A 16,689-nucleotide genomic window follows, 5' to 3' on the forward strand; every position below is an offset into this window, starting at 1 on the left:
TGTGAACATGCGGCCGCTTCGCGGCTGAAGCCGCTCCTACCCGGTCTAACCGAACCGTATTGGCTTTGGCCGCAACCCCGATGGTCACGGCCTGGCCATCAGGGCGCGCTGCCGTGCAGCTTGCTCATCAGCTGAGCTTCGGCCTGGGTCAGACCACAGGCCTGGGTCAGTTCTTCGACGCTCGCGCCCATGCCTACCAGCCGGGCCGCCTGGGCGAAACTGAGGGTCGAGGGGTCGCGCTGTTCCAGCGCGGTGATCTTGTCTGGCAACGGAGCGACGATGGCGCGTAACTCGCGCAGGTCCTCGCCCATGCCAACCGTGCCTTTCTGGTAGTTGTCGACGCGGCGGGCCAATTCGCGCAGCCGCTGTTCACGGGCGACATCAGCCTGCTCACGCTCCACATCGAGCTTGCGCTGGCGCTTGATGTGGCTCAGGAGCACGCCCAGGGTGGCAACCCAGGCGACGCCCAGAACCCCGACAGCAATCTCAAGCATTGGTCAGATGTTCTCCAGCTCGGACCATTCTTCCTCGGTCATCATCTTGTCCAGCTCGACCAGGATCAGCAGCTCGCCGTTCTTGTTGCACACGCCCTGGATGAACTTGGCCGACTCGTCGTTGCCCACGTTAGGCGCGGTCTCGACTTCCGACTGACGCAGGTAGACCACTTCGGCCACGCTGTCGACCAGAATACCGACCACCTGCTTGTCCGCCTCGATGATCACGATACGGGTGTTGTCACTGACTTCGACAGGCGCCAGGCCGAAGCGCTGACGGGTGTCGATCACGGTGACGACGTTGCCGCGCAGGTTGATGATGCCCAGTACATAGCTGGGAGCCCCCGGCACCGGTGCGATCTCGGTGTAGCGCAGCACCTCCTGGACCTGCATCACGTTGATGCCGTAGGACTCGTTGTCCAACCGGAAGGTAACCCACTGCAGGATAGGATCTTCGGAACCTTGTGCAGACGACTTATTCATGTTTCCAACCCCTCACCTATGTGCTGTGCAGGCAGCGCAATACGCGCCGTCCAATGGTTATCTAAGCGTGTTTATCTGCTTGACCGCGCCACTGGCGATCAGCTCGGCCAACTGTGCAACATCCAGCAAGGCGCACATGTGCTCGATCACCGTACCGGCCAGCCATGGCCGATGACCGCGCGAAACGCGCCACTTGATCTCGTCGGGGTCCAGGCGCAGCGAACGGCTGACCTGGTGTACCGCCAACCCCCACTCATACCCCTGCACCGAGATGACGTACTGCAGGCCCTGGCGGAAATCCTCGCGGTAACGGTCAGGCATGACCCAGCGCGCGGTGTCCAGCACCTTCAGGTTGCCGGCCTGGCACGGCAGGATCCCCAGGAACCAGTCGGGCTGGCCGAACAATGGGGTCAGCTCCTGCCCTTGCAGTGAATAGATCGAGCCCAGGCACACCAGCGGTACCGCCAGGGTCAGGCCTGCCACGTCGAACAGCAGGCATTCGAACGGTTCCTCGGCCCACTCCGGACGGCCATCGATGGCCGGAGGCGGAGGTGGCGGCTGATCGACCTTGGCATTGAGCTGGGCCACCGGCTCGACACGCGTCGACTCTTCGGTGACCACGGGCGCCACCGGTTCGGCAACCGGCACCACCACACGCGCCTCGACCGCTGGTTTGGCTTCGACCACCGGCTGGGTAGGCACCACCACCGGCGCCGGGGCAGGAGCCGCTACGGGGGCAGGTACCGCCACCGGACGTGGCCGGGGCGCCATGCGCGCATCGCGGGCCTGCTCTTCGAGCACGGCGGCCTTGAATTCGTCGAAATCGTTTGGCGGCGCGATGACCTCAAGCTGTATCGCCTCGTCCGGCGTGACTTCGTCGATGTCCTGAAGCAACGCGTCCAGGTACGACTGCAGAGCAGCTTGTGGCCGGGTGGCGATGTCTACGGGACGAATCATGTCAGGGCCCAACGAAAGGAAATGCCAAACGCTTCTGACCGGGTTATCGGCTGCAGGGAAGCCGGGCTTGAGCAGCGAAACGACAAGAATTGCATTGCCATGTCAGGCCACCTGCGTTGTCAGTTGTTCGGCGAGCAGATGCTTGAGCAGGGCCCGATAGGCCAGCACGCCACGGCTCTTGTTGTCGTTCTGCGACGGTGTCACGCCAGCCCGGCTGGCGTCGCGCAAACGCGTATCGACCGGCACGTAGGCTTTCCAGACGTGCTCGGGGAAAGTGTCGCGCAGCAGCTTGAGCGTTCCCATCGAAGCCTGGGTACGCCGATCGAACAGCGTCGGCACGATGGTGTACGGCAGCGGCGTCTTGCGCGAGCGGTTGATCATGGCCAGGGTATTGACCATGCGCTCCAGGCCTTTCACGGCAAGGAACTCGGTCTGCACCGGGATCACCAGTTGCTGGCTGGCGGCCAGGGCATTGACCATCAGCACGCCCAGCAGCGGCGGGCTATCGATCAGGGCGTAGTCAAAATCCTGCCACAGCTGGGCCAGGCTCTTGGCGACCACCAGGCCCAGGCCGCTCTGCCCTGGCGACTGGCGCTCCAGGGTTGCCAGGGCGGTGCTGGACGGCAGCAGGGAAATGCGCTCGTCGCTGGTGGGCAACAGCAGCTGGCCCGGCAACCCTTCCGGCACGCTGCCCTTGTGCAGGAACAGGTCGAAGGTGCTGTGCTCCAGTTCGTCTGGGTTATGCCCGAAGTAACTGGTCATCGAACCATGCGGATCGAGATCGACCACGACCACACGCTTGCCCGCGTCAGCCAGCAGGCCGGCCAGGGCAATGGTCGTGGTGGTCTTGCCGACCCCACCTTTCTGATTGGCGACTGCCCAGACTCTCATTTAGGTGTATTCCTTGCGCACGACAACTGACCTACCGCTTCAACGAACGGCCGACGGAGAATTGACGGCATTGGTGCCTGACGGCGAACTTGCCGGAACCGGTGCAGTTTGTGTGCCAGCACGCCGCAGCGCCGCATCCGGACGCGCATTGGCCGAGCCACTGCTGGTCAGGCTGCGGCGCACATCCAGATTACGCGAGATCACCAGCACCACGCGGCGGTTCTGCGCACGCCCCTGGGCCGTGGTGTTGGAAGCCACCGGCTGGAATTCGGCGTAGCCGACCGACGCCATGCGCGCCGGGTTGACCCCATACATGGCCAGCAGGCGCACGATGCTTGCCGCACGCGCGGAGGACAGCTCCCAGTTGGTGGGAAACTGCGCCGTGTTGATGGGCTGGTCGTCGGTAAAGCCTTCGACATGCACAGGGTTGTCGAAGCGCTTGACGATATTGGCCACCCGCTCGATCAGGTCGAACGCACGGTTGCTCGGCATGGCATCGCCACTGCCGAACAGCAGGCTGGAATTGAGCTCGATCTCGACCCACAGCTCGTTGCCACGCACGGTCATCTGGTCGGAGCTGATCAGGTCGCCGAACCCGGCCCGCACGTCGTCGGCGATGGTCTGCAAGGGGTCGACGCTGTTCGCGCCGATGCCGGCGTCGGTCTGCTCGCTGTCCTTGAGCAGCGGCTGGGCCGGGGTGACACTCTGCGGCCGCTGTTCACCGACCGGAATCGGCTTCATGGAGCGCTCGGCTTCGTTGAACACCCCGACAAGGGCCTGGGAGAGAATCTTGTACTTGCCTTCGTTGAGCGAAGAAATCGAGTACATCACCACGAAGAAGGCGAACAGCAAGGTGATGAAGTCCGCGTAGGACACCAGCCAGCGCTCGTGATTTTCGTGCTCTTCATGACGACGGCGACGGGACATCGATTACTCCATGAAGCCTTGCAGCTTGAGTTCGATGGAGCGCGGGTTTTCCCCTTCGGCGATGGACAGCAGGCCTTCGAGCATCATTTCCCGATAGCGCGACTGGCGCATGGCAATGGCCTTGAGCTTGTTGGCCACCGGCAGCAGGAACAGGTTGGCACTGGCCACGCCGTAGATGGTGGCGACGAACGCCACGGCAATGCCACCGCCCAGCTGGCTGGGGTCGGCGAGGTTGCCCATGACGTGGATCAGGCCCATCACCGCACCGATGATGCCGATGGTCGGCGCATAGCCGCCCATGCTTTCATAAACCTTGGCCGCCTGGATGTCGCGGGTTTCCTGAGTGATGAAGTCCACTTCCAGGATGCTGCGGATCGACGCCGGCTCGGCGCCATCGACCAGCAACTGCAGGCCTTTGCGCGCATAAGGATCGGGTTCGGCGTCGGCCACGCTTTCCAGACCCAGCAGGCCTTCCTTGCGCGCGGTCATGCTCCAGCCGATGATGCGGTCGATGCCGCCGGACAGGTCGATGCGCGGCGGAAACAGGATCCAGGCGAGGATCTGCACCGCACGCTTGAAGGCACTCATCGGCGACTGCAGCAGCGAAGCGCCCAGGGTACCGCCAAGCACGATCAGCGCGGCCGGCCCGTTGATCAGCGCGCCGGCGTGGCCGCCCTCGAGAAAGTTGCCGCCCAGGATCGCAACGAACGCCAGGATCAGGCCGATAAGACTCAGGACATCCATCAGAGACACGCCTCGACCAGATGACGACCGATGTCGTCCAGGCTGTACACGGCATCGGCCAGGTCGGCCTTGACGATCGCCATGGGCATGCCATAGATCACACAACTGGCCTCGTCCTGGGCCCACACCGTACTGCCACCCTGCTTGAGCATGCGCGCGCCTTCGCGGCCATCGGCGCCCATGCCGGTGAGCACCACCGACAGCACCTTGTCACCGTAGGCCTTGGCCGCCGAGCCGAAGGTGATGTCCACGCACGGCTTGTAGTTCAGGCGCTCGTCGCCGGGCAGGATCTTCACCGCACCACGGCCGTCGACCATCATCTGCTTGCCGCCTGGCGCCAGCAGGGCCAGCCCCGGGCGCAGCAGATCGCCGTCTTCGGCTTCCTTGACGCTGATCTGGCAGAGCTTGTCCAGGCGCTCGGCAAAGGCCTTGGTAAAGGCCGCCGGCATGTGCTGGATCAGCACGATGGGTGCCGGAAAATTGGCAGGCAACTGGGTCAGAACCCGCTGCAACGCGACCGGCCCACCGGTGGAAGTGCCGATGGCCACCAGCTTGTAAGCCTTGCGCCGCGGCGTTCCGGAGTGATGGGCGTGGCTGGGGGCCGGAACAGCCGGACGAGCCGGAGCCGGCGCCGGCCGGGTGCTGCCGAGCGTCGGCGCAGGAACCGGAGCCGGACGTCGCGCCGCGGGGGTGGCTGCCGGCGTCGATACCGGCGTCGATACCGGCGCAGCCGAGCTGGAGGCCGGCGTGCCAAAGGAGCTGAAGCGCCGGTTGCTGCGCGCGATGCTGTTGATCTTCTCGCACAGCAGCTGTTTGACCTTGTCGGGGTTGCGCGAGATGTCTTCGAAATTCTTCGGCAGGAAATCGACCGCACCGGCATCCAGGGCGTCGAGGGTGACGCGGGCGCCTTCGTGGGTCAGGGAAGAGAACATCAATACCGGCGTAGGAATACGCTGCATGATGTGACGGACCGAGGTGATGCCATCCATCATCGGCATCTCGTAGTCCATGGTGATGACATCCGGCTTGAGCGCCAGGGCCTGTTCGATGGCTTCCTTGCCGTTGGTGGCCGTGCCGACCACCTGAATGAGGGGATCCGAGGAGAGAATTTCCGAAACGCGGCGGCGGAAGAAACCGGAATCGTCCACCACCAGGACCTTGACTGCCATAAACACTCCAATAGACCCCGGAGCATCGCTGCCCCGGGGCCAGAATCAAATACGCCGTGCGGCGTAACGCTTGAGCATGCTCGGAACGTCCAGGATCAGTGCAATCCGGCCGTCGCCGGTGATGGTCGCACCCGACATGCCCGGCGTGCCCTGCAGCATTTTGCCCAGCGGCTTGATGACCACCTCTTCCTGACCGACCAGCTGGTCGACCACGAAGCCGATGCGCTGGGTACCCACCGAGAGGATCACCACATGGCCTTCGTGCTGCTCCTCGAAGGACGCCGACTTGATCAGCCAACGCTTGAGGTAGAACAGCGGCAGCGCCTTGTCGCGCACGATGACCACTTCCTGGCCGTCCACCACGTTGGTGGTCGACAGGTCGAGGTGGAAGATCTCGTTGACGTTGACCAGCGGGAAGGCGAACGCCTGGTCGGCGAGCATCACCATCAGCGTCGGCATGATCGCCAGGGTCAGCGGCACCTTGATGACGATCTTCGAACCCTGGCCCTTGGTCGAGTAGATGTTGATCGAACCGTTGAGCTGGGAAATCTTGGTCTTGACCACGTCCATGCCCACGCCACGACCCGAGATATCGGAAATCTCGCTCTTGGTCGAGAAACCCGGGGCGAAGATCAGGTTGTAGCAGTCGGTGTCGCTCAGACGGTCGGCGGCATCCTTGTCCATGACCCCGCGCTTGACCGCGATGGCGCGCAGCACCGCCGGGTCCATGCCCTTGCCATCGTCGGAGATCGACAACAGGATGTGATCACCTTCCTGCTCGGCGGACAGCACCACCCGGCCACTGCGCGACTTGCCAGCGGCTTCGCGCTCGTCCGGCATCTCGACACCGTGGTCGACGGCGTTACGCACCAAGTGGACCAGCGGATCGGCCAGCGCCTCGACGAGGTTCTTGTCGAGGTCGGTCTCTTCACCGACCAGCTCCAGGTTGATTTCCTTCTTGAGCTGGCGAGCCAGGTCGCGAACCAGGCGCGGGAAGCGCCCGAAGACCTTTTTGATCGGCTGCATGCGGGTCTTCATCACCGCAGTCTGCAGGTCGGCGGTTACCACATCCAGGTTGGACACCGCCTTGGACATGGCCTCGTCACCGCTGTTGAGCCCCAGGCGCACCAGACGGTTACGCACCAGCACCAGCTCGCCGACCATGTTCATGATCTCGTCGAGGCGCGCGGTGTCGACCCGTACGGTGGTTTCCGCTTCGGAGGCCACCGGTTTCTCGCCCGCCGGAGCGGCAGCCGGTTTGGCCGCTGCCGGTGCAGGCGCAGCAGGTGCGGCAGGTGCTGCGGCACGGGCCGCCGGGGCCGGCGCAGGCTTGGCCGCCGGAGCGGGAGCGGGAGCCGGTGCGGGTGCTTCCGCTTTGGCAGCGGCGGCAGCAGGCGCCGCCACGGCCGCACCGCTGACGGCGGCTGGCTCGAACTTACCCTTGCCGTGCAGCTCGTCGAGCAGGTTTTCGAATTCGTGATCGGTGATCTCGTCGGAAGCCGCCGCACTGGCGGTCGGCGCGGCGGCCGTCACCGTCGGTGCCTGGGCGGCAACACCGCCGTCGAAGGAACCCTTGCCATGCAACTGGTCGAGCAGCGCTTCGAATTCGTCGTCGGTGATTTCGTCACCGCCCGGCGCAGCAGCGGCCGACGCTGCTGGCGGGGCACTCGGCGCGGACGCCGCTGTGGCCTTGCCGGCATCGAAATTGCCCTTGCCATGCAGCTGGTCGAGCAAGGCTTCGAATTCGTGGTCGGTGATCTCGTCGCTTTCTACCGCGCCCGCTGGGGCGGCTGGTGCGGGTGCGGCTGCCGCGGCATCGCCTGCCGGGCCGTGCAGTGCATCGAGCAACTGATCGAATTCAGCCTCGGTAATCAGGTCGCTGTCGTCGGCAGTGGCCTCGACAGCCTCGGCGACCGGCGTCGGCTCGCTGACCGGCTCGGGCGCGGCGACAGGTGCGGGTGCAGCAGGCGCGTCAGCCGACTCGGGTTCGGCGAGGCGCGCAAGTGCCTGCAGCAACTCTGGGGTAGCCGGGGTGATGTCGGTGCGCTCACGCACCTGACCGAACATGCTGTTGACGGTATCCAGGGCTTCAAGCACCACGTCCATCAGCTCTGCGTTAACGCGTCGTTCGCCCTTGCGCAGGATGTCGAACACGTTCTCGGCGATGTGACAGCATTCCACCAGCTCATGCAGCTGGAGGAAGCCGGCGCCCCCTTTTACAGTGTGAAAACCGCGAAAAATTGCATTGAGCAAATCCGCATCGTCCGGTCGACTTTCCAGCTCGACCAACTGCTCGGACAGTTGCTCTAGAATCTCGCCGGCCTCTACCAGAAAATCCTGAAGGATCTCTTCATCGGCGCCGAAGCTCATGGGGGGTGCTCCCTAAAATTGACCGTCAATTGACCTTAGAAGCCAAGACTCGATAGCAAGTCGTCCACGTCATCCTGCCCGGAAACGACATCTTCACGTTTATCGGCATGAATCTGCGGACCTTCACCCTGAGCGGTATGTTTTTTCGGATCTTTTTCTGCCTGCATGGCTTCGTGATCGTGCTCGATGCCAGCGAAACGATCGACATGGCTGGCCATCAGCACCAGCTTCAGCAGATTGCTTTCAACTTCAGTGACCAGTTGCGTGACCCGCTTGATCACCTGGCCGGTCAGGTCCTGGTAGTCCTGGGCCAGCAGAATGTCATTGAGGTTGCCCGCGACCGCATGGCTGTCCTGCTCGGCTCGAGTCAGGAACACATCGACGCGACGCGCCAGGTCCCGGAACTCTTCGGCACCGATCTCGCGGCGCATGAAGCGACCCCAGTCGGCGCGCAGCACCTTGGCTTCATCGCTGAGGCCATTCATCATCGGCGCGCTCTGCTCCACCAGGTCCATGGTGCGGTTGGCAGCCCCTTCGGTCAGCCTCACAACATACGACAGACGCTCGGTGGCATCCGTGATCTGGGACACTTCTTCGGCTTGCGGCATGTGCGGATCGATGTGGAAATTGACGATCGCGCTGTGCAGCTCGCGCGTCAATTTGCCGACTTCCTGGTACAAGCCACGGTCGCGAGTCTGGTTGAGTTCATGGATCAGTTGCACGGCATCGCCGAACCGGCCCTTTTCGAGGCTGGCGACGAGTTCTTGCGCATGTCTTTTCAGGGTCGACTCGAAGTCACCCAGTGAATCTTTGTTATCCATAGCACCCTCGCGGCATGCAATCAGCTATTGACGCGCTCGAAGATCTTTTCGATCTTTTCTTGCAGGACTTGCGCCGTGAAGGGCTTGACCACATAACCGTTCACACCGGCCTGGGCGGCCTCGATGATCTGCTCACGCTTGGCCTCGGCAGTCACCATCAGCACAGGGATGTTCTTCAGGCGCTCGTCCTGACGGACATTGCGCAGCAGCTCGATCCCGGTCATGCCCGGCATGTTCCAGTCGGTCACCAGAAAATCGAACGCACCACTCTGCAACATAGGCAGCGCGGTCAGGCCGTCATCGGCTTCCGACGTGTTGGTGAACCCCAAGTCACGCAACAGGTTTTTTATGATCCGCCGCATCGTTGAAAAGTCATCAACGATGAGGATTTTCATGTTCTTGTCCAATTCGACCTCCAAGCAGTCTTTAACGGGCCCGCTCCCCGGACCCGCTGTTCACTCAATACGAATACAGCCCATCTTCGACCACACCCCTGACAGCCAAGTATCAGGACACGCACAAGACGCCCGCAGCCCCCCTCACGGAGTCGACTGACAGGCTCCTGCCTTGTCTGGATGCTTGCCTAACCTGATGCAGCCGGTCTGAAACCAGAGAAAACCGCGAGCGCCTCAACGCGCGCGCCATTCCCCCAGACGCCCCCGCAGACGCGCTGCACACTGGCTGTGCAACTGGCTGACTCGCGATTCACTGACCCCCAGGACCTCCCCGATCTCTTTGAGGTTCAGTTCCTCGTCATAGTACAACGCCAGCACCAATCGCTCACGCTCCGGAAGATTGGCAATGGCATCGGCCAAGGCATTCTGGAAGCGTTCATCCTCGAGATCTCGGGAGGGCTCCAGCGAACCGCTGGCGCCATCCTCATGCAGCCCGTCATGTTCGCCATCCTGCAGCAGGTCGTCGAAACTGAACAGCCGGCTACCCAAGGTGTCGTTCAAGATAGCGTAATAATCATCAAGACTTAACTGGAGTTCGGCAGCAACTTCATGATCTTTAGCGTCGCGACCCGTTCTTGCCTCAATTGCACGTATTGCATCACTGACCATACGTGTATTGCGGTGCACGGAACGCGGTGCCCAGTCGCCTTTGCGCACCTCGTCGAGCATCGCGCCACGGATGCGGATGCCGGCGTAGGTCTCGAAACTGGCCCCTTTGCTGGAGTCGTATTTGGTCGAGACTTCCAGCAGGCCGATCATGCCGGCCTGGATCAGGTCCTCGACCTGCACACTGGCAGGCAGACGCGCCAGCAGGTGATAGGCGATGCGCTTGACCAAGGGTGCGTAACGCTCGATCAGTTCGTACTGTGAGTTGCGTGACGCCTTGCTGTACATCTGATAGCCGCTTGCTGTCATTGGACCGGTCCTGCTGCGCTGGTCTGGTGAACAAGTCGCTCGACGAAGAACTCGAGATGCCCGCGCGGGTTGGCAGGCAGTGGCCAGGTGTCGACCTTCTGGGCGATGGCCTTGAAAGCCAGCGCACACTTGGAGCGCGGGAAGGCCTCGTAGACCGCACGCTGCTTCTGTACCGCCTTGCGCACGCATTCGTCATAGGGCACGGCACCGACGTACTGCAGGGCCACGTCGAGGAAGCGGTCAGTGACCTTGGTCAGCTTGGCAAACAGGTTGCGCCCTTCCTGCGGTGTCTGCGCCATGTTGGCCAGGACCCGGAAACGGTTCATGCCGTAGTCACGATTGAGCAGTTTGATCAGCGCGTAGGCGTCGGTGATCGAGGTAGGCTCGTCGCAGACCACCAGCAGCACCTCCTGGGCGGCGCGCACGAAGCTCACCACCGAGTCGCCGATGCCCGCGGCGGTATCGATGACCAGCACGTCGAGGTTGTCGCCGATTTCGCTGAATGCCTGGATCAGCCCGGCATGCTGGGCCGGGGCCAGGTGCACCATGCTCTGCGTGCCCGAGGCGGCCGGCACGATGCGCACCCCACCCGGGCCCTGCAAGAGCACATCGCGCAGCTCACAGCGGCCTTCGATCACATCGGCCAGCGTGCGTTTGGGCGTCAGGCCCAGCAGGACATCGACGTTGGCCAGGCCAAGGTCGGCATCGAGCAGCATGACACGGCGCCCAAGCTCGGCCAGCGCCAGTGAGAGGTTCACCGAAACGTTGGTCTTGCCCACGCCACCTTTGCCGCCGGTCACGGCGATAACCTGTACAGGATGCATGCTGCCCATGTTATTTCTTTACCTTGTCATGCTTGGACCGAAACCACATTACGGGCTGCACGTTCCGTGTCGAACAATGCCTGGCAGACCAGCGATGCAGACGCTTTTCTTTATTTTCCATCGTTTACCCCACTCGCTTGCCGGGGGTGTGATAGAGGTCGGCGAACATGTCCGCCATCGCCTCCTCACTGGGTTCATCCTGCAGCTGCACGCTGACCGCACGGCTCACCAGCTGGTGACGCCGCGGCAGATGCAGGTCGTCAGGAATCCTCGGCCCATCGGTCAGATAGGCCACTGGCAATTCGTGAGCGATTGCCAGGCTCAACACTTCGCCAAGGCTGGCGGTCTCGTCCAGCTTGGTCAGGATGCAACCGGCCAGGCCACAGCGTTTGTAGCTGTGGTAGGCCGCGGTGAGCACCTGCTTCTGGCTGGTGGTGGCCAGCACCAGGTAATTGCGAGCGCGGATGCCACGCCCGGCCAGGCTCTCCAGTTGCATGCGCAGGGCCGGATCGCTGGCCTGCAGGCCGGCGGTATCGATCAGCACCACGCGCTTGCGAATCAGTGGCTCCAGAGCCTGGGCCAATGACTGTCCAGGATCGACATGGGTGACCGGCACATTGAGGATTCGCCCGAGGGTCTTGAGCTGCTCCTGGGCACCGATACGGAAGCTGTCCATGCTCACCAGCGCGACGTTCTGCGCGCCGTACTTGAGCACGTAGCGGGCCGCCAGCTTGGCCAGGGTGGTGGTCTTGCCCATGCCGGCCGGGCCGACCATGGCGATCACGCCGCCCTCTTCCAGAGGCTCGATCTCCGGCACGCTGATCATCCGCGCCAGGTGGGCAAGCAGCATGCGCCAGGCATGCTTGGGATCGTCGATTTCCGCCACCATGTCCAGCAGGTCGCGCGACAGCGGGCCGGACAGCCCGACACGCTGCAGCCTGCGCCACAGGTTGGCCTGTTGCGGACGGCTGCCTTGCAGCTGGGTCCAGGCCAGCGAGCCGAGCTGGACTTCCAGCAGTTCGCGCAGACCATTGAGTTCCGAACGCATCGATTCGAATACGCGCTGGCTGATGGCCTGCTCCGCTGCCGACGGCGACGGCGCAGGTGCAGCCGCGACAGGAGGACGCGGCAACTCTTCGAGGGTCGGTTCGATGTGCTTGTCGGTGGCGCTCAGCGGCAGGCCGGAGAACAGCTGGCGGTTGGTCGCCGCATCGGCCTCGCTACGGCTGCCGAGCTCGGCCTGCGCGGAAACGATGCGCGACTGGGTCTTGCGCAGCTCGTCTTCGAGTTCCATGTTCGGCACACGCGGGGCCAGTGCGGACAGTTTGTAATCCAGGGCAGCAGTCAGCTCGACACCGCCGGCGATACGCCGGTTGCCGATGATGGCCGCTTCGGCGCCCAGCTCATCACGAACCAGTTTCATGGCTTGACGCATATCGGCGGCGAAAAAACGCTTAACTTGCATGACTCACTACCTCAGCCATTTGGCCCGACAGTCGCTACGATGGTGACTTGCTTGTTATCAGGGATCTCCTGATACGCCAGAACATGCATGTTCGGTACAGCCAATCGTCCAAATCGTGACAGCATGGCCCGGATCGGGCCCGCCACCAACAGAATCACCGGAGAACCCTGCATTTCCTGACGCTGGGCCGCCTCAATCAACGAACGCTGGAGCTTTTCAGCCATGCTCGGTTCGAGAAGAACGCCTTCTTCCTGACCCTGACCAGCCTTCTGCATACTATTTAGCAATATCTGTTCCAACCTTGGCTCCAAGGTAATCACAGGCAGCTCTGTCTCAGTACCTACAATGCTTTGCACGATGGCACGGCTCAGACCGACCCGGACCACCGCCACCAGAGCGGCGGTATCTTGACTCTTGCCGGCGTTATTGGCGATCGCCTCGGCAATGGTGCGGATGTCACGCACCGGCACGTGCTCGGCCAGCAACGCCTGCAATACATTGAGCAGCGCCGACAACGACAGCACGCCCGGTACCAGCTCCTCGGCCAGCTTCGGAGAACTCTTGGCCAGCAGCTGCATCAGTTGCTGGACCTCCTCGTGACCGATCAGCTCATGAGAGTGCTTGTAGAGAATCTGGTTCAGGTGGGTGGCCACGACCGTACTGGCATCGACCACGGTGTAGCCCAGCGACTGGGCCTGGGCGCGCTGGCTGATCTCGATCCATACCGCCTCCAGGCCGAACGCCGGGTCACGGGCGGTGATGCCGTTGAGCGTACCGAATACCTGACCAGGGTTGATGGCCAGCTCGCGGTCCGGGTAGATCTCTGCCTCGGCGAGAATCACCCCCATCAACGTCAGGCGATAGGCGCTCGGCGCCAGGTCGAGGTTGTCGCGAATGTGCACGGTGGGCATCAGGAAGCCCAGCTCCTGCGACAGTTTTTTGCGCACCCCCTTGATCCGCGCCAGCAGCTGCCCGCCCTGGTTGCGGTCCACCAACGGAATCAGGCGGTAGCCAACCTCCAGGCCGATGATGTCGACGGGGGTCACGTCATCCCAACCCAGCTCCTTGGATTCCTGAGCACGCACCGGTGAAGGCAGCATGTCCTGCTGGCGTTGCACCTCGGCCAGGGCCACGGCCTTGGCCTTTTGATCGCGGCGCCACAGCCAGTAGGCCATACCGGCGGCGATGCCACCCAGACCGATGAAAGCGAAATGCGGCATGCCGGGCACCAGGCCCATGACGATCATGATCGCCCCGGACACCGCCAGCGCCTTATAGGAAGAAAACATCTGGCGGTTGATCTGCTTGCCCATCTCTTCCGAACCGGAAGCACGGGTGACCATGATCGCCGCGGCAGTGGACAGCAACAGTGATGGCAATTGCGCCACCAAACCGTCACCGATGGCCAGCAGGGTATAGACCCGGCCAGCTTCGGCGAACGGCATGCCGTGCTGCAGCATCCCCACCAGCATGCCGCCGATCAGGTTGATGAACAGGATCAGCAGGCCGGCGATGGCGTCGCCGCGCACGAACTTGCTGGCACCATCCATCGAACCGTAGAACTCGGCCTCGGCGGCCACTTCCGAACGCCGCGTCTTGGCCTGGTTCTGGTCGATCAGGCCGGCGTTGAGGTCGGCGTCGATGGCCATCTGCTTGCCGGGCATGGCGTCCAGGGTGAAACGCGCGCTGACCTCGGAGATACGCCCAGCACCCTTGGTGATGACCACGAAGTTGATGATCATCAGGATGGCAAACACCACGATCCCGACCACATAGTTGCCGCCGATTACCACTTCACCGAAAGCCTGGATCACCTTGCCGGCGGCGTCGTGACCGTCCTGGCCGTGCAGCATGACCACTCGGGTGGAGGCCACGTTGAGCGCCAGGCGCAACAGCGTGGCGACCAGCAGGATGGTCGGGAATACGGAGAAATCCAGCGGCCGCATGGCATATACGCAGACCAGCAGGACCACGATGGACAATGCGATGTTGAAGGTGAAGAACACGTCGAGCAGGAACGGCGGCATCGGCAGCATCATCATCGCCATCAGCGCCAGCAACAAGACCGGCACACCCAGCTGCCCACGGCCCAGGCCCGCGAGATTGTTGCGTGCGTTACTGATTAACTGAGTGCGATCCACCGGTTATATCCTGCATCAGACCAAAACTTTGACGCCCTGCGCGCCCTGGTCTGACTCATTGCAAGAAGCTGTCCAACTTTGCGGCCTCGATGAGCCGACGCCCGCATCAGGCGTCGCGCTGGAGATCCGGCGGAATGGGCAGGTCGCCCAGCGGTTGCGGCCGCTTGCCGCGGCCGGCGTGGAACTGGCGAATCTGGAACACGTAGGCCAGCACCTGGGCAACGGCAAGGTAAAGCCCGGCCGGGATTTCCTGCTCCAGCTCCGTGCTGTAGTAGATCGAGCGAGCCAGCGTCGGCGACTCGAGAATCATGATCTGGTTGTGCGTGCCGATCTCGCGAATCTTCAACGCGATCAGGTCGACACCCTTGGCCAGCAGCATCGGCGCCCCACCCTGCTCGGGGTCGTACTTCAGGGCTACGGCAAAGTGCGTGGGGTTGGTGATGATGACATCGGCTTCCGGAATGGCGGCCATCATCCGGCGATGGGACATTTCATATTGCAGCTGACGAATACGCTGCTTGATCTCTGGACTGCCCTCGCTGTTCTTGTGTTCGTCGCGCACTTCCTGCTTGGTCATCATCAGTTTCTTGTGTGACTCGTACAACTGGAACGGCACATCCACGGCGGCGATCAGGAACAGCCCGGCAACGATCCACAAAGTGCTCCAACCCACCAGTTGCAAGCTGTGGATCATGGCCTGCTCCAGCGGCTCATGAGCGATGGCAACCAGGTCGTCGCGATCGTTCTTGATCACCACCAGCGCCACGGCCAGGATGATCAGGAACTTGGCCAGCGACTTGAGCAACTCGACCAGCGAGTTCATCGAGAACATCCGCTTGACCCCGGAAAGCGGGTTCATGCGGCTGAACTTGGGTGCCAGCGACTTGGTAGCGAACAGCCAACCGCCCAGCATGATCGGCCCCGCCACCGCCGCCAGCAGCATGACGATCAGAAATGGCAGCACCGCCACCAGCGCATGCTGCCCAGACTTGACCAACATACGCCCCATCCAGGAGGGGTCCATGAGCATCTCGCGCGTGATGCTGAAGTTGTCGCGCATCAGTTCCTGCATCATTTGCGCCACGCCGCCGCCGAACATCAGCAGGCCCGACGCGCCCATCATCATGACCACGAAGGTGGTCAGCTCCTTGGAGCGAGCGATCTGCCCGTCGGCGCGACTGTCACGGACCTTTTTGTCCGTGGGCTTTTCCGTCTTGTCCTGACCGCTCTCGCTTTCAGCCATATCAGCGGGCCCTCACCAGATCGCGAAGCTGTTGCAAGGCCTCTACCGCCATGGGCTGATATTGACCGAGGATGTCCGCCATGGTCATCCACAGAATCACCATGCCCAGCACCAGGGTCATCGGAAAGCCGATGGAGAAAATGTTCAACTGCGGCGCCGCGCGGGTCATGATGCCGAAGGCGATGTTGATGATCAGCAGGGCCACGATAGCCGGCAGCACCAGGCGCAGCCCGGAAGCCAATACCCAGCCCAGCCCGTTGGCCAGCGTCCAGAAGGTGTCGACGTGCAGGGCATGCCCCACCGGCAGGGTGGTAAAGCTCTCGATGAGCACCTCCAGCACCACCTGATGGCCGTTCATGGCCAGGAACATCAGGGTCACCAGCATGGTGAAGAACTGCCCCACCACCGCCGTGGACACACCGTTGGCCGGATCGACCATCGACGCGAAGCCCATGCCCATCTGTACAGCGATGATTTGCCCGGCGACCACGAAGACCTGGAAGAACAGCTGCAGGCAAAGCCCCATGCCCACACCGACAATGATCTGCTCGGCGACCAGCAGCAAGGCACTGAGGTCCAGCGCCTGAACCGCTGGCATCGGCGGCAACACCGGCGCCACCACTACAGTGATGGCCACCGCCAGATACATACGCACACGACGCGGCACCAGCGTCGTACCGATGATCGGCATGGTCATCAGCAACGCCACGATGCGGAACAACGGCAGAATGAAACTCGCCACCCAGGTACTGATCTGGGTGTCGGTGAGCATCAGCAGCGGCTGCATGAC

Annotated in this window: 16 protein-coding genes; all 16 read right to left on the minus strand. The window is 62.7% G+C overall.

Annotated features, from left to right (window positions below; translation table 11 throughout):
- Positions 1-98: 98 nt before the first annotated feature.
- Positions 99-494 carry a DUF2802 domain-containing protein gene (locus tag RRX38_RS08065; protein ID WP_315962165.1) on the minus strand — a complete coding sequence of 132 codons (396 nt, stop codon included), beginning with the start codon at positions 492-494 and terminating at the stop codon, positions 99-101.
- Between the two features lie 3 nt (positions 495-497).
- Complete coding sequence (locus RRX38_RS08070) at positions 498-977, minus strand: chemotaxis protein CheW (protein WP_045489510.1); 480 nt, start codon at positions 975-977, stop codon at positions 498-500.
- A 57-nt stretch (positions 978-1,034) separates the two neighbouring features.
- Complete coding sequence (locus RRX38_RS08075) at positions 1,035-1,934, minus strand: CheW domain-containing protein (protein ID WP_315962166.1); 900 nt, start codon at positions 1,932-1,934, stop codon at positions 1,035-1,037.
- A gap of 102 nt (positions 1,935-2,036) precedes the next feature.
- Positions 2,037-2,825 (minus strand): ParA family protein, encoded by a 789-nt coding sequence (locus RRX38_RS08080; RefSeq protein WP_315962167.1) that lies wholly within the window; start codon positions 2,823-2,825, stop codon positions 2,037-2,039.
- Positions 2,826-2,864: 39 nt separating this feature from the next.
- On the minus strand, positions 2,865-3,752 hold the full coding sequence (gene motD, locus RRX38_RS08085) for a flagellar motor protein MotD (protein ID WP_295472499.1): 888 nt from the start codon (positions 3,750-3,752) through the stop codon (positions 2,865-2,867).
- A 3-nt stretch (positions 3,753-3,755) separates the two neighbouring features.
- Complete coding sequence (locus RRX38_RS08090; RefSeq protein ID WP_295472502.1) at positions 3,756-4,496, minus strand: flagellar motor protein; 741 nt, start codon at positions 4,494-4,496, stop codon at positions 3,756-3,758.
- The gene (locus RRX38_RS08095; protein WP_315962168.1) at positions 4,496-5,665 is read right to left on the minus strand and encodes a chemotaxis response regulator protein-glutamate methylesterase; all 1,170 of its coding nucleotides are present in this window, start codon (positions 5,663-5,665) and stop codon (positions 4,496-4,498) included. Before RRX38_RS08095 ends, RRX38_RS08090 begins: the two co-directional genes overlap by 1 nt.
- Before the next feature lie 45 nt (positions 5,666-5,710).
- Positions 5,711-8,035: a chemotaxis protein CheA gene (locus RRX38_RS08100; RefSeq protein WP_295472506.1), complete on the minus strand. Its 2,325-nt coding sequence runs from the start codon at positions 8,033-8,035 to the stop codon at positions 5,711-5,713.
- Between the two features lie 35 nt (positions 8,036-8,070).
- Positions 8,071-8,856 (minus strand): protein phosphatase CheZ, encoded by a 786-nt coding sequence (locus RRX38_RS08105; protein WP_295472508.1) that lies wholly within the window; start codon positions 8,854-8,856, stop codon positions 8,071-8,073.
- Positions 8,857-8,876: 20 nt separating this feature from the next.
- Positions 8,877-9,251: a chemotaxis response regulator CheY gene (locus tag RRX38_RS08110; RefSeq protein ID WP_295472510.1), complete on the minus strand. Its 375-nt coding sequence runs from the start codon at positions 9,249-9,251 to the stop codon at positions 8,877-8,879.
- 234 nt (positions 9,252-9,485) lie between these two features.
- Complete coding sequence (gene fliA, locus RRX38_RS08115) at positions 9,486-10,226, minus strand: RNA polymerase sigma factor FliA (RefSeq protein ID WP_295472512.1); 741 nt, start codon at positions 10,224-10,226, stop codon at positions 9,486-9,488.
- Positions 10,223-11,059 carry a flagellar synthesis regulator FleN gene (gene fleN, locus RRX38_RS08120; protein ID WP_295472515.1) on the minus strand — a complete coding sequence of 279 codons (837 nt, stop codon included), beginning with the start codon at positions 11,057-11,059 and terminating at the stop codon, positions 10,223-10,225. The genes fliA and fleN overlap by 4 nt, the downstream gene beginning before the upstream one ends.
- 115 nt (positions 11,060-11,174) lie before the next feature.
- Complete coding sequence (gene flhF, locus RRX38_RS08125; RefSeq protein WP_315962169.1) at positions 11,175-12,515, minus strand: flagellar biosynthesis protein FlhF; 1,341 nt, start codon at positions 12,513-12,515, stop codon at positions 11,175-11,177.
- Between the two features lie 11 nt (positions 12,516-12,526).
- The gene (flhA, locus tag RRX38_RS08130; protein WP_315962170.1) at positions 12,527-14,656 is read right to left on the minus strand and encodes a flagellar biosynthesis protein FlhA; all 2,130 of its coding nucleotides are present in this window, start codon (positions 14,654-14,656) and stop codon (positions 12,527-12,529) included.
- Between the two features lie 106 nt (positions 14,657-14,762).
- Complete coding sequence (flhB, locus tag RRX38_RS08135; RefSeq protein ID WP_315962171.1) at positions 14,763-15,899, minus strand: flagellar biosynthesis protein FlhB; 1,137 nt, start codon at positions 15,897-15,899, stop codon at positions 14,763-14,765.
- A gap of 1 nt (position 15,900) precedes the next feature.
- A complete protein-coding gene (gene fliR / locus RRX38_RS08140; protein ID WP_315962172.1) occupies positions 15,901-16,686 on the minus strand; it encodes a flagellar biosynthetic protein FliR in 786 nt (261 codons plus the stop codon).
- Positions 16,687-16,689: the final 3 nt, after the last annotated feature.

Source organism: Pseudomonas sp. DTU_2021_1001937_2_SI_NGA_ILE_001 (assembly GCF_032463525.1).
Lineage (GTDB): Bacteria > Pseudomonadota > Gammaproteobacteria > Pseudomonadales > Pseudomonadaceae > Aquipseudomonas.

Coding starts and splice junctions, on each gene's coding strand:
- RRX38_RS08065 (WP_315962165.1), bottom strand. CDS start 494: ATGCTTGAGATTGCTGTCGGGGTTCTGGGCGTCGCCTGGGTTGCCACC.
- RRX38_RS08070 (WP_045489510.1), bottom strand. CDS start 977: ATGAATAAGTCGTCTGCACAAGGTTCCGAAGATCCTATCCTGCAGTGG.
- RRX38_RS08075 (WP_315962166.1), bottom strand. CDS start 1,934: ATGATTCGTCCCGTAGACATCGCCACCCGGCCACAAGCTGCTCTGCAG.
- RRX38_RS08080 (WP_315962167.1), bottom strand. CDS start 2,825: ATGAGAGTCTGGGCAGTCGCCAATCAGAAAGGTGGGGTCGGCAAGACC.
- motD (WP_295472499.1), bottom strand. CDS start 3,752: ATGTCCCGTCGCCGTCGTCATGAAGAGCACGAAAATCACGAGCGCTGG.
- RRX38_RS08090 (WP_295472502.1), bottom strand. CDS start 4,496: ATGGATGTCCTGAGTCTTATCGGCCTGATCCTGGCGTTCGTTGCGATC.
- RRX38_RS08095 (WP_315962168.1), bottom strand. CDS start 5,665: ATGGCAGTCAAGGTCCTGGTGGTGGACGATTCCGGTTTCTTCCGCCGC.
- RRX38_RS08100 (WP_295472506.1), bottom strand. CDS start 8,035: ATGAGCTTCGGCGCCGATGAAGAGATCCTTCAGGATTTTCTGGTAGAG.
- RRX38_RS08105 (WP_295472508.1), bottom strand. CDS start 8,856: ATGGATAACAAAGATTCACTGGGTGACTTCGAGTCGACCCTGAAAAGA.
- RRX38_RS08110 (WP_295472510.1), bottom strand. CDS start 9,251: ATGAAAATCCTCATCGTTGATGACTTTTCAACGATGCGGCGGATCATA.
- fliA (WP_295472512.1), bottom strand. CDS start 10,226: ATGACAGCAAGCGGCTATCAGATGTACAGCAAGGCGTCACGCAACTCA.
- fleN (WP_295472515.1), bottom strand. CDS start 11,059: ATGGGCAGCATGCATCCTGTACAGGTTATCGCCGTGACCGGCGGCAAA.
- flhF (WP_315962169.1), bottom strand. CDS start 12,515: ATGCAAGTTAAGCGTTTTTTCGCCGCCGATATGCGTCAAGCCATGAAA.
- flhB (WP_315962171.1), bottom strand. CDS start 15,899: ATGGCTGAAAGCGAGAGCGGTCAGGACAAGACGGAAAAGCCCACGGAC.
- fliR (WP_315962172.1), bottom strand. CDS start 16,686: ATGCAGCCGCTGCTGATGCTCACCGACACCCAGATCAGTACCTGGGTG.